Origin of the sequence: Acinetobacter sp. YH12072 (assembly GCF_013419565.1) — a bacterium.
Classification (GTDB): domain Bacteria; phylum Pseudomonadota; class Gammaproteobacteria; order Pseudomonadales; family Moraxellaceae; genus Acinetobacter.
Map to the genome: position 1 here is coordinate 67,301 of NZ_VOZV01000014.1, position 13,821 is coordinate 81,121.

Below are 13,821 nucleotides of genomic sequence, written 5' to 3' on the forward strand. Positions count from 1 at the left end.
TCGGGTGTTTTATAATGAACACATAGAACACCCTATTACACTATTCAACTTATTTTTAGATAATTAAATTCAGCCCTAATCTGGCAAAAATAATTTTTCAAGCGCTCAAGCTGAGTATTGTGTAAGCTTTGGATGAGCTTTTGTATCTCGAATTTGACTAATATCTTTCAAAATTACGTGAAATATATATTTTACCACTTAGTCAAATTCACACTTATTTTTAAACTTTATTTAAATTTGTTTAATAATTCTAAATAAAGCATGTCTGGATTTTGATACTTCAGTAAGATTTATTACTTCTAAACCTGTAAAACCTATTACACATTCTTGGCTTCCGAAATATTCAATACTCCATTTAGCCTGAAGAATAAGCTTAGGTGAGCATTAATATCTAAGTCATAAATAATATTCAATAAAAGAGTCAGTTGCCCTTAAGCAACTGACTCAAAAAATAATCAAGACAGGCGATTAACCCTGATAATGGATACTCACCGACTTAATCCGGTTATTTTCGATTTCCATTACCTGGAATTGAATACCTTGGTAGTTCAGTTCAGTGCCTACCTCGACCACACTATTGGTTTTATCCAGAATCAGACCGGCAACACTGATATAGCCTGCATCTTCATCAATCAGATCCAGCATACCGAGCTCAAGTTCTAACTGGTACAAATCCAGCATACCAGATGCAATCCAGTGTGTATCATCAACTTTGACCAGATCCAGCTGCTCATCGGCATCCGGGAATTCACCGGCAATTGCCTCAAACACATCTAGCGGTGAAATCAGACCTTGTACATGACCAAATTCATCGCTTACCAGCACCAGAGAGCCTTTTGAGGTACGTAAGGTATTAATCGCGTCAATCACCTTCATTCTTTCAAAGATATAGATAGGGCGATGACGCTTGATCAAAGCTTTTAACTCTTCCGGTTCATCCAGTACATCTAACAGCTCTTTGGCACGAACGATGGTAATCACCTTATCCAGACTGCCCCGACAAACCGGAAACAGGCTGTGGGGTACAGACAGGATTTTTTCACGGATTTGTTCCGGACTATCCTCCAGATCGACCCAGGAAATCTGACTTCGTGGGGTCATGATCGATGCTACAGAACGCTCTGCCAAGGTCAATACCCCGCCAATCATATAGCGTTCTTCATCCGCAAAGGTTTCCTGTGCTTCATGCTGAGTAGTACTGGTGGTTTCAAGCTTAGCGCCCATCAGTTGGAGAATACTGTTAGCAGTGCGATGACGCAACGGAATCTTGGCTTCATGTTTCGCAGCATTGCGCTGACTAAACTGGTTAAAGGCTTCAACTGCAATTGCAACGCCAATACCAGAATAGATGTAACCTTTCGGAATATGGAAACCGAAACCTTCTGCCATCAGGCTGATCCCGATCAGTAGCAGGAAGCTCAAACACAGAATCACGACCGTAGGATGACGATTCACAAAGTCAGTCAATGGTTTAGACGCCAATAACATCACGGCCATCGCGATAATCATGGCCGCCATCATGACATAGATATTATCGACCATACCTACGGCGGTAATCACCGAGTCCAGTGAAAATACGGCATCCAGTATGACAATCTGAGCCACAACTGCTGTAAAGCCTGCATATGCCACCTTGGTCGTAACCTGTATTTCAGGCTTGCCTTCAATTTTTTCATGAAGTTCGGTAACAGCTTTATAGAGCAGGAATAAACCACCAAAGAGCAGAATCAAATCCCGTCCGGAGAAGGTCCAGTTAAATAATTGAATAAGCGGTTGAGTCAAGGTGACTAACCAAGAGATCGCGAACAACAGACCTAAACGCATCAGCAAGGCTAAGGATAGACCGATCACACGGGCCTTATCACGCTGTTCAGGGGGAAGTTTCTCAGCCAGAATGGCAATAAAGACTAGGTTATCAATACCTAAAACGATTTCGAGAATAATAAGAGTAATTAAACCAACCCAAATTCCGGGATCTAATAAAAATTCCATTAGAACACCATCCCATTTGAGTATGTAAGCAACGAATATGGAAGATCAACGCACGGCGAGGGATCCATTTAATTTAACCTTTTCGACTTAAGATGTATCTATTATGCATAAACTTATGATTTTTGAACAATAAAATTTATGAAAAACTGTTGCACCGCTTTGCCTCTCCTCATTCTAAAATCTTTTAATTTTCAAATCATTGGCCTGAATCTGTTATGTTCTACATAACTCATTACAAATTAAAGAAAATTTAGGCTTCTTTTTGACCCTAAGCGCATTAAATCTAACTGATAGAAGCCTGAGATATAAATTACTGTTTCTCTTAATATTCATATCTAATCATGCATCATAAAATATTGAATCATCCACTATCCGACTAAGTCCATTAAATCCACTTATCTAAAGACATATTTTAAATATGGATTTTTTTATTAAAATAGTTCATACACGTTATAAATAGTTAGTCGTGGGATCAAAAAGATGCATAAGTTTCTCATCCAAAACGGTTTTATTCGATGGGTAACCAACTTAAATGTACTTGCTCTAGCTTTCGATCAGATTTGAGAAATCCGAATCTGCATCGTGCTACAGATTAAAAAATGTATCAGAGCATTCATTTAAAACAGCATCGATTTTGAATTGTATTTCCGCATACTCACCAAAAGTAATATATGCGCAGGTCGGCCATTTATCCATATGGTTTGCCAATCTAGTTCTTATTCAGACTCTAAATTTAATCTGGAGTCTTAAGATTTGCATGTCATATCAATGCCATTCATCTGGATAAAGACAGTTACAATTTGCCCCGATTGATCTACAACACGTAAATCACCTGATTTTTTTGGTGTTAAGAAGATCTAACAAATGCAATCTCGTTAACATTTTAAAAATAAAGGTTGAAACATGTATAAACTTTTACATAAAATGTCAGTGCCCTAGAAAAATAAATAAAAGGAACATTTCATGACTAAAAAATATGCAAAATTTTTACCTTGTGCAGAAGACTTTAATTTAGAAAACTTTCCATACTACTGGGTGACTCAAGTTCATGCCCAATATGTCCTAAATGTAGATCATGCACTTAAAAAGTATGGTGTCGATAATTCACGTCGCCGTATCTTGCTTGCTCTTAAAGCCAAACCACATGCCAGCGTTTCTGACCTGTCAGAAATGGTCGTATCTAAAATGTCGACAACCACCAAGATCGTTTATCGCTTAAAAGATGAAGGTCTGGTTGAAACCTATTCCTGTGAAGACGATGCTCGTATTACCCGTGTCGCGCTGACTGAAAAAGGAATGGAAATGACACATAAAATTAATGACCTGACCAATGTTGTACTGGAACAGTCATTTGAAGGGCTAACCCCATTACAAATTGAAAAAACCATGGAAAGCTTACGCCATATCTTTAAAAATTTGGCTCGTTAAGTATTTTTCAATTTTGAATTTAGCTGGCGAGATCAATAACACCTTTTATAATAATTAACGATCCGCCATTGCTTTCTAGGTTTTAGGAATCAAAAAAGTTCAGCTGTGGACTGGCTTTTTTGATTCTTTCTTTTGGTACATGTGAACATTCGAACTCCTCTACTGGAAATCCCTGTACAAAGCTGCGAATATCCGGTTGCGTGAGATTCAGCCATTCATGTAAACGTTCGTGCGGAATCACAATAACTGAACGTTTAATATTCCCCGGCTCATGAAACTCTTTCATCATGGGATGGTCTATTGCATCCATCGTAATCATACTAGCCGAACGTACGATTTCATCCTGCACCCGAGCAATTTCATACAGTGCCGCAATAAAGGTCGCTTTTCCATCTTTACGTCTGACGCCCCAGCGTTGTGGTTTATTATCAAAATACTTTGACTCATAAAATTCCGAGACGGGAATCACACCAAATTTACATTTGGCTGTCGCTTCTGCAAAGGTTGGTTTTTGCAGCAAAGTTTCATTTCTGGCATTGTAGGTTTTTGTCCCAATCGTTTTATCCTCTGCCCATTTGGGAATAAAGCCAAAGTTAACCGAGCGCCATTCCAGACCTTGATCAGATTGAAATAACAAGGGGGTAGCATAATTCGGATAGACTTCTTCCGGATATTCAAAGGGAATTTCCGGTAAGCCCAGATCATGTATTTGCTGCGAAGTTAAAGGCTTAAAGTTGGCACACATGCTTAATCAGACAGATCACTTGATGCTCTGATTATAGCTTGATGCCAAGCTTAAACCTGTATGGATTATGGATAAGTTTCTATCATTTAATATTATTCACTGGGTACAGTCAGCCAGTGAGTACGGGTGAATTCCTCAAAAATCCAGCGTCCATTAAAACGCCCAAGCCCAGAGTTTTTCTCCCCCCCAAACGGAGCATTAGCCTGATCTGCCACACTAATACCATTGATATGGGTCATACCGATATCAAGCTGTTCTGTAAAATGAACACCACGTTCAATATTCGAGGTACAAACCGCACTGGATAAGCCAAAACGGGTATCATTGGCCAGCTTTAAGGCATGTGCTTCATCACGAGCTTTCAGTACTGGCAGAATCGGTCCAAAACTTTCTTCCTGAGCCAGTGGAGATTCAGGTGCTACCCCAGTAAAGATATGTGGATAGACCAGATTACCTTCTATCCCCCCTTCGTATACCAGCTCTGCACCCTGCTCTTTTGCACTTTGAATAATCTGCTGATGTTTTTTGATCTGACTCTGATTGATGATCGGCCCAATGATGGTCTCTTCTAGATTTGGATCACCCACAGCAACAGTTTTCACTCGCTCTAAAAGTTTTTCCACATAGGCATCATGAATAGACGCATCGACAATGACCCGATTGGTGCTCATACAGATTTGCCCCTGATGCATAAAGCGTCCCATGATTGTCAGTTCTACTGCCAGCTCAAGATCAGCATCATCCAGAATCACCAGTGGCGCATTTCCGCCCAGTTCCAGCGCCAGACGTTTAATTCGAGGGCTGGCTAAGGCTTTACTTCCTACATTCTGTCCGACTTCAGTAGAGCCCGTGAATGAGATCATTTTTGGAATCGGATGTTCGACAAAATAATCACCGATTTCACTGCCTGCACCTGAAATCACATTGAGCACACCTGCGGGTAAACCAGCTTCTTCAAACAATTTGCCTAATAAGGTTCCACCTGTCACTGGTGTATCACTTGCTGGCTTGAGTACCACACTATTTCCACAGGCAATCGCTGTTGCTACCGAACGCATGGATAAATGAAATGGAAAATTCCATGGGCTAATGACACCAATCACACCCAAGGGTTTACGCAGTACCAGACTTTTACGTTGGGGATCTTTGCTCTCCAGCTGTTCAGTCTTGATCTGCTCCGGAAATTTCTGACTTTCCTGAATAATGGATAAAGCAGCGCCAACTTCCAGACCCGCTTTAAAACGGGTACTTCCAGACTCAAGAATTAACCAGTCAATAATTTCATCTTGGCGTGCCTGAATCACCTGTTGTAGTTTTTGCAGGATTTGCTGTCTTAACTCAACTGATTTAATAGCACCCTGCTGAAAGGCTTTATCAGCTGCAGCATAAGCCGCATCCACATCTGCTGTACTGGCAGACTGCAAAGTAAAGATCGTATCTTGGGTGTAGGGATTCAGATTCTGAATCATTTTCTGGGAACGGCCGGGTTGCCACTGACCCGCAATAAACTGCTGATCCAAATGTTGATATGCCATGCTGTTCTTCCCTGCAATTTATTGATTTGCTTTTACTTTAGCAGAGCCATTTCAGGATGGAAGTGACAGCGACGAATTGTTACGCTTTTATCTTTAGCTTTATAAGTAAGTGGAACTTACTGATGCATGATTCTCTTTTATCGCAGTTTAAATCTTCCAGTACATCAGCCAAAATACGATTCTTAGAAATTAAAATTGCGAATTAAACTGAGTCTTAAATATCATGATTCAAAGCTCTACAGCTACCCAGCATGAGGAACTGTAAACGCTCATAGGAATACCGACTGGCAGATATAAAGCTACTGTTTAACAGATAATTATTATTAAAATTTTCTTCTGTGACATTGTTCTGTTTTAGGTGTTCAGTCAGTTAGTTTACCTTCCAAAAGAACATTTTTATCCTTAGATCTTTTTTAAGAGCAATAAAAAAGCCTCCGAAGAGGCTTTTTTTCAAGTTACAGGATTAGTCACCTGTATAACCTTTAAGTTTTAAACGAGCTGCATGTAGAAGCGGCTCTGTATAGCCTGATGGCTGTTCACCACCTTTGAAGATCAGATCAGAAGCAGCCTGGAATGCAATGCTGTTGTCAAAGTCAGCAGCCATTGGCTTGTACAGTGGATCATTCGCATTTTGCTCATCCACAATTTTCGCCATGCGTTGCATTACTTCTTCAACCTGTTCACGCGTTACAATTCCGTGACGTAACCAGTTTGCAACGTGCTGAGAAGAAATACGTAAAGTTGCACGGTCTTCCATCAAGCCCACATCATTGATGTCTGGAACTTTAGAACAACCTACACCCAGATCAACCCAACGAACGACATAACCCAAGATACCTTGGCAGTTATTTTCCAGTTCTTTCAGTTTCTCTTCTTCAGACCAGTTAGTATCAGTTGCAAGAGGTGGAGTTAACAAATCATCTAAAGGCAATGCTTCAGTTGCAAGAAGTTCCTGCTGACGGTTCGCTACATTAATTTGATGGTAGTGAATCGCATGAATCACTGCACCTGTTGGAGATGGAACCCATGCACAGCTTGCGCCTGCTTCAGGATGTTCAGTCTTGGTTTTGTACATGTCTAACAGCATGTCTGGTTTTGGCCACATGCCTTTACCAATCTGTGCTTTACCACGTAGACCAGTTTGCAGACCTACCATCACATTGCGGTTTTCGTAAGCTGGGAACCATTTTTGGCCTTTGATTTCGCCTTTACGAACGAACGGACCTGCTTCCATGAAGGTATGGATTTCATCACCTGTACGATCCATGAAACCGGTGTTAATGAAGATGGTACGGTCTTTTGCCTGAGCAATACAGTTTTTCAGGTTAACCGAAGTACGACGCTCTTCATCCATGATACCGATTTTCAGGGTTTTTGCAGGTAAGCCAAGCGCCTGTTCAGCACGCTCAAACAATTCTACTGCAAATGCAACTTCTTCTGGACCGTGCATTTTTGGCTTAACGATGTACATAGAACCGGTACGTGAGTTCTTGATCGTGTTCTCACCACGAATATCAGCCACAGAAAGCAATGGAGTAACCAATGCATCCATAATGCCTTCGTAAATCTCTTCGCCATCTACAAGGATCGCCGGGTTTGTCATCAAGTGACCAACGTTACGAAGCAGCATCAATGAACGACCATGAACCTTGGTCTCACCGCCTTCAACATTTTTGAAAGTACGGTCAGCATTGAGTTTACGGGTAATGGTCTTGCCATTTTTCTCGATAGACTCTTCAAGCGTACCTTTCATCAAGCCTAACCAGTTACGGTAGCCTTCTACTTTTTCTTCAGCATCAACTGCTGCAACAGAGTCTTCCAAGTCCTGAATCGTCGTTACAGCTGCTTCAAGCACAACGTCTTTTACGCCTGCAGCATCTGTTTGGCCAATTGGGCTGTTTGCATCAATCTGGATGATCGCATGCAGGCCGTTATTTTTCAATACAATTTCAGTCGGTGCAGAAGCTTCGCCATTGTAACCAACGAATTTAGAGCTATCCGCAACAGTTGTGGTAGAGCCGTCTTTCAGCGTTACAACCAGTGCATTACCTTCAACTGCATATTTGGTTGCATCAGCATGTGAACCTTGTGCCAGCGGGAATGTTTCATTTAAGAAGTTTTTCGCGAATGCGATAACTTTCTCACCACGTTTCGGGTTATAGCCTTTACCTTTTTCAGCACCATCTTCTTCAGAGATCACGTCGAAGCCGTATAAAGCGTCGTATAAAGAACCCCAGCGTGCATTCGCTGCGTTCAGGCAGTAACGTGCATTACGTACTGGAACTACCAACTGTGGGCCAGCCAATAGTGCAATCTCTTCGTCTACATTTTCAGTGCTGATCTGGAAATCTTCTACTTCTGGTAATAAGTAGCCAATTTCAGTCAAGAAAGCTTTGTAAGCTTGTAATTCAAATGTGTTATTGCGATGCCATTCATCAATTTTAGCTTGAATATCATCACGCTTAGCCAAAAGTGCTTTGTTTTTAGGGCTAAGATCAACAACGACTTGTTCAAAGTTCTTCCAGTATGTTTCGCTGTCCAAACCAGAACCTGGTAGTGCTTCATTTTCGATAAAATCGTAAAGTTCTTTAGCAATCGCTAACTTGCCTTTTTGAATACGTGCAGTCATTGTCTTTCCTGATATTGCTACTTTTTATACAAGAGATTCTAGTATACCGATTAAAATCTAGCTGAATAGTACTATCACACCGCAAAATAATGAGCATTTTTCTAATAAGAATACCCTCATATTCTTATTAAATGATGTCACACACGATGCAATATCATCCTGCTAAATACCCTCATGACAGTGTATAAAGTTTTTGAAATGTAGAAATTAGACTTAAGTTCAGATTTTTGAATAAAAGTTGTCCGTTCTTTTTATACAAGGTCATATTTAGATCAAGATTAAGCCATGTTTGGCTGAGCTTGTCGATCTTTGACGCAATGGAATGCATAAAAAAGCGCCGGTCATGACCAGCGCTTGTTGTATTTATTCAGGCTCACTTGAAGCTATTTTCTCGATCTGGCGATGTTCTGAATGCAGATATTCATCTGATTGCATCTCTAGCAAACGTGAACGGGTCCGTTCAATTTCGAAAGCCAGTCGCTCACCTTTATAAAGATCAATAATATTATCTTCTGAAGTCAGCAGTAATTTGACTCCACGGTCATAAAATTCATCGACCAGATAAATAAAACGGCGTGTGGCATCATTTAGGAAATCGGTTAAATGCGGCACATTGCTGACCAATACCGTATTGTAGATATTCGCAATTTCAATGAAGTCAGCCGGACTACGCGGTTTTAGGCATAGTTCAGAGAACTCACACCACAACACATCTTCAGTATGTGCCACAGTTTCAACAATGCGGTTATTGATGATGATTGGTTCTTGAGAAGAGGTTTGGGTTTGAGTCAGTGCGGTATAGCGATGTGCCAACCAGTTTTTATTATCATGCGTTAGTGGATATTTGAATAATTGCGCCTGCTTTAAGACACGTAAACGGTAATCCACACCGGCATCTACATTCAGAATGACACAGTTTTTCTTGACCATTTCAATGGTTGGCAGAAAACGGTCACGGTGAATCCCATTTTTATATAAACCATCTGGTGCAATGTTCGAAGTTGCCACCAGCGTAATGCCACGCTCAAACAGCTTCTGGAACAGATCACTCAGGATCATGGCATCTGTCACGTTAGATACAAAGAATTCATCAAAACAGATCACCACAGCATCTTTATAAATCTGATCCGCTACCAGATCCAGAGGATTGCGCTGACCCGAAAGCTTGTTTAATTCACGATGCACATGTTGCATGAAATGGTGAAAGTGCATACGGGTTTTACGGCGAAATGGAATCGATTCATAAAACTGATCCATGAGCCAGGTCTTGCCACGACCTACTCCGCCCCACATATATACGCCTTTTGGCGAAGTCTGACGACGAAAACGGCGAAAGGCTTTTTTAGACGCTTTGAAGCGCTGAATTAATTCCAGCCAGGTACGATTCAGCTCATGTACTGCCATGGCCTGTGCATCATCAGGCATAAACTGTCCTGAAGACAAAGCCTGTGCATAACGTTCTGCAGGAGAGATCGGACTAAAAGCGGTGCTGTGCTGTGAATTAAAATCGGACATAGGTTTCGTACTATTCAGGATCTGTTTAATTATAGCGGAGTTTAGAACGCACACTATAACACTTTGGCATTAACTAACTTAGGCTATTTTATATATTGCCGAGGACTTTGCCCAAACCAACGCTTAAAGGCATGGTTAAAAGCAGCCGGTTCGGAATAACCCAACAACTCTGCAATCATTTCAATCGAATACTGTTTATATTCAATGAGTCGCAAAGCTTTATCTTTAATAATCTCTTCGCGAATCTGTTTATAACTGGTATCGAACTGCTGTAATTGATGGCGTAAAGTACGTTCTGGAATATTCAGAGCCTGAGCCGTTTCAGCCATACTTGGCATCAAACCGGTTTGCAGCTCCAGATAATCCTGTACTCGCTGTACCACAGTCGGGACATCAGCATCTTCCGCCAGACGTTCCAGTTCAGTCAGACACTTTGCTTCATAGACTGCAAAGGTCTCCGCATCTGCTGAAGGAATTCGGATATCCAAAATGGCCTCATCAAACCAGAATGCAGCTCTTGCAGCACCAAACTGTACCTGTGTTCCATAATAATCATGATAGATTTTCTGGGTAGCAGGTTGTTCCGGTGCGGCGAAAGGCAGTTCAATCTGCAAGTCAGGCTTGGACAAACCCATCATCTTGTAAATATCGCGAATGAACTTGAAAGTACCTGAAATCTCAGCTTGCGCGACCAGCATTCCCAGATGATCTTCCGTTTTCTTGGGATAATAGCAAAGCGCACTGCGGTACTCACTTTGCTCCACTCCCAACTGACCGGTAAGATGCGTCAATTGCTGAAAACGAATCACCTGATGCATCGCATCACGTACGGTTGGACTGGTCACCAGCAACATCAGCAAAGGCCCATAACCTGCCAAAGCATAATGCTGGCCGATCAATAAACCCTGTTCTGGCTGGATATCCTGACCCACCACCTTGAGCACATCATATTCCACGCTTGGGTGAATAATTGAAGTCGGATCAAGCGCATCAACACGCAAGCCGATATTTTGCAGTTTTTGATCGACCTCTATGCCAGCCTTGCGCATGCCCTGGATCAGATACATCAGACTGAGAACAGAACGTTTCATAACCATACAAATACAATGTGATAGCTCTAGTTGTACTATAAAAATAAACCGTCGGCTATTGCCGTTTAGATCAATTTTATATCTAATAGCCAGTTAATAAATCAAGATAATTATCCATTATTAAAATAAGCAAGGAATGCGAAGATACTGGACAATACAAGCCCTACCCACACCCATCCTTATACCAAAGTGGCCATTATCGGTGCCGGTTTTGGCGGGATAGCGATGGCAATACGTTTACAGCAGCAAGGCATCCATAATTTTATTATTTTAGAAAAAGATAGCGATTTTGGTGGAACCTGGCGCGATAATCAGTATCCGGGAGCAGCCTGTGATGTGCAATCACATATGTATTCCCTTTCCTTTGCTCCCAAAACTGACTGGTCAAAACGCTATGCCGAAGCACCGGAAATTTTTAGCTATATTCAGGATTTAGTCAGTCATTATAATCTTCGGGCTTTTGCTCGGCTGAATACCGAAGTACTTGGGGTTCATTACCAGCAAGACCGATGCTTATGGCAGATCCATCTGCAGGATCAAAGCATTCTGGAAGCCCAGTTTGTAGTATTTGCCTCTGGTCCTTTACATGTTCCTCAAATTCCTCATATTACGGGCATTGAAAAATTTAAGGGTAAAATCTTTCACTCTTCTCACTGGGATCATCATTATGATCTCAAGGGAAAAAATGTTGCATCGATTGGGACTGGTGGCAGTGCAATTCAATATATCCCTGAAATTGCACCCGAATGCAAACAGCTCTATGTCTTGCAACGTACTGCGGCTTGGGTTATTCCACGAGATGAGCGCCTATATCATGACCTGGAAAAAAAGCTATTTTCCAAATATGAATGGTTCCGCAAGTTACACCGGATTCGCCTGTACTGGTCCAATGAATCACGCGTGGTGCCTATCGTTAAACCAACTGTCATGAAATATGCTCAGAAACTGGCTGAAGCTTATATTCGCTATCAGGTCAAGGACAAGGAAACTGCCAAGAAGTTAACTCCAGGCTACATCATGGGCTGTAAACGGATTCTGGTGTCTAATCAATATTTCCCTACCTTTAACCGTAAAAATGTGGAACTGGTTACTGAAGGCATTTGTGAAGTGACTGAAAACAGTATTATTACAGTAGATGGTAAAGAACGTCCGATTGACTGCCTGATCTACGGTACCGGATTTATTACTGATCCAAGAATTTATCTGAAAAATTTTGACTGCACTGGCCTGAATGGCATTCACTTAAATGATGTCTGGAAAGATGGTGCCGAAAGCTATTATGGAATCTGTGTGAAAGGTTTTCCGAACCTGTTCCAGTTATTAGGGCCAAATACTGTGCTGGCACATAATTCAGTCCTTTTCATGATTGAAGCGCAAGTAAGTTATATCCTGCAAATGATCGCCCTAGTGGATCAATCACATAGTGATGCAATTGTGGTCAAAGATCAGGTACAGGAAAAATTCAACCAGGATGTCCAACATATGCTGGACAATACGGTCTGGCAATCTGGCTGTGTCAGCTGGTATCAACAGGAAGGTGGGAAAAATTTTGCCTTGTGGCCCACTTATACCTGGAAATACTGGCTCAAAATCAAAACCCTTAATGCGGCAGATTACTATTTTTTAAATAAAGCCAGTTAAAAGCCCTTCACATTCATAGTGCTAGCGATGGCATAATAAAGACTGATTTATCATACTTTTTTATTATGCAATCGCTTTGGTTAGTATCCCAGCTTCTGGTCTGTTTAGTGCTTGGTTTTGTTTTTGCGAAACGGCTTCCTGCTCCCCTCACAAAAATCTGCTTTAAGGTTCTTCCGTATTTTAGTTATATTTTGCTGATTGCCATCGCTTTTGAGTTTTCTGAACTTTTAGCGGAATTACCTCATCCTGCTCAGATTCTAAATACCTCTATTACAATTGCTTTTCTCACCTCTATTGGGGCATTTGGCTGTTGTTATCTGCTCTTTAAATGGGCAGATTTCCAGCCTTCTTCTGGACGGGTATCCACTGAGCTAGTGATTAAATCACTGGTCAATATCAGTTATGCGTTCTTTGCCTTAGCCGCTGGATACTTGCTGCATTATAGTTTCACTCAAATAGGGCTTTCTGTTCAGATCAGCACTTGGCATTTATTACTGGTCTTTATGTTTCTAATTGGACTGGATCTCGCCTACTCACCACTTGATCGCTCATGGTTGAACTGGAAAATCCTGCTGGTTCCGGCAGGTTGTATTGCTGGTTCATGCGTGGCAGCAATTGCCTATTCTTTCTGGAATCCAGATATTCATTTAAAAGACCTGATTATGCTGTCGCAAGGTTATGGTTTTTATTCCATGTCGGGTGTTGTCGTCACAGAACTGAGAAATGCAGAACTGGGTAGTATTGCCCTGATGAATGACCTGTTTCGGGAAATTTTTGCGATTTTACTGATGTATTGTGCCGGCTGGCGTTACCCAAGATCAGCAATTTCTGCTGCAGGTGCGACTGCGATGGATGTGACTTTACCCATGGTCAAACAGGCCTGTGGCAATGATTTTATTCCACATGCCATGGTGAGCGGTTTTATTTTATCTGTATTGGCGCCAGTAGCGGTAAGTGTGTTGGCGGTAATTTAAAAATCCCTCCCGACCTCCCTTTTTTAAAGGGAGGAGAAGTCCATTGCTGTCCCACAATTTTTCACAAGAGGAAGCTCAAATGAGCTTCCTCTTGTTTTATGGGTATTTTATCGGGTGAAAATAAAGCTTTTAAAGTTCTTCAGGTTTCAAACAAATTCACTTGAATTATTCTGAGTAAACGTTGAACTGTCCAACCTGTTTTTCCTAAATGTTGAGCGAAACTCACCAATAAATAGGCGATCATCGCAATCCAGATTTGTGTCTGAATTGC

Annotated in this window: 9 protein-coding genes and 1 pseudogene; 3 read left to right on the forward strand and 7 right to left on the reverse strand. The window is 41.4% G+C overall.

Annotation, left to right across the window (positions count from 1 at the left end; translation table 11 throughout):
• Positions 1-468 precede the first annotated feature (468 nt).
• Positions 469-1,992 carry a TerC family protein gene (locus tag FTU19_RS07940; protein WP_180130652.1) on the reverse strand — a complete coding sequence of 508 codons (1,524 nt, stop codon included), beginning with the start codon at positions 1,990-1,992 and terminating at the stop codon, positions 469-471.
• Positions 1,993-2,955: 963 nt separating this feature from the next.
• Here FTU19_RS07940 and FTU19_RS07945 point away from each other — a divergent pair.
• Entirely contained in the window at positions 2,956-3,420 is a 465-nt protein-coding gene (locus FTU19_RS07945) for a MarR family winged helix-turn-helix transcriptional regulator (RefSeq protein ID WP_004783963.1), read from the forward strand.
• 82 nt (positions 3,421-3,502) lie between these two features.
• Here FTU19_RS07945 and FTU19_RS07950 read toward each other — a convergent pair whose 3' ends face one another.
• The 5 genes from FTU19_RS07950 to FTU19_RS07970 all read right to left on the reverse strand — a co-directional run bounded on the left by FTU19_RS07950 (position 3,503) and on the right by FTU19_RS07970 (position 10,935).
• Complete coding sequence (locus FTU19_RS07950; RefSeq protein ID WP_004783965.1) at positions 3,503-4,165, reverse strand: SOS response-associated peptidase family protein; 663 nt, start codon at positions 4,163-4,165, stop codon at positions 3,503-3,505.
• Between the two features lie 92 nt (positions 4,166-4,257).
• Entirely contained in the window at positions 4,258-5,700 is a 1,443-nt protein-coding gene (locus FTU19_RS07955) for an aldehyde dehydrogenase family protein (RefSeq protein ID WP_180130654.1), read from the reverse strand.
• Positions 5,701-6,163: 463 nt separating this feature from the next.
• Positions 6,164-8,329, reverse strand: coding sequence for a malate synthase G (locus FTU19_RS07960; protein ID WP_034702314.1), 2,166 nt, complete (start codon positions 8,327-8,329; stop codon positions 6,164-6,166).
• 363 nt (positions 8,330-8,692) lie between these two features.
• Entirely contained in the window at positions 8,693-9,844 is a 1,152-nt protein-coding gene (zapE, locus tag FTU19_RS07965; protein WP_104425963.1) for a cell division protein ZapE, read from the reverse strand.
• A gap of 83 nt (positions 9,845-9,927) precedes the next feature.
• On the reverse strand, positions 9,928-10,935 hold the full coding sequence (locus tag FTU19_RS07970; RefSeq protein WP_166135051.1) for an AraC family transcriptional regulator: 1,008 nt from the start codon (positions 10,933-10,935) through the stop codon (positions 9,928-9,930).
• Positions 10,936-11,079: 144 nt separating this feature from the next.
• Here FTU19_RS07970 and FTU19_RS07975 point away from each other — a divergent pair, with 144 nt between their 5' ends.
• Complete coding sequence (locus FTU19_RS07975) at positions 11,080-12,576, forward strand: NAD(P)/FAD-dependent oxidoreductase (protein ID WP_180130657.1); 1,497 nt, start codon at positions 11,080-11,082, stop codon at positions 12,574-12,576.
• Positions 12,577-12,641: 65 nt separating this feature from the next.
• The gene (locus FTU19_RS07980; protein ID WP_166139651.1) at positions 12,642-13,550 is read left to right on the forward strand and encodes a lysine exporter LysO family protein; all 909 of its coding nucleotides are present in this window, start codon (positions 12,642-12,644) and stop codon (positions 13,548-13,550) included.
• A gap of 142 nt (positions 13,551-13,692) precedes the next feature.
• On the opposite strand, the pseudogene FTU19_RS07985 reads toward FTU19_RS07980, so the two are convergent.
• Positions 13,693-13,821, reverse strand: a pseudogene (locus FTU19_RS07985) (IS4 family transposase); the annotation flags it as partial.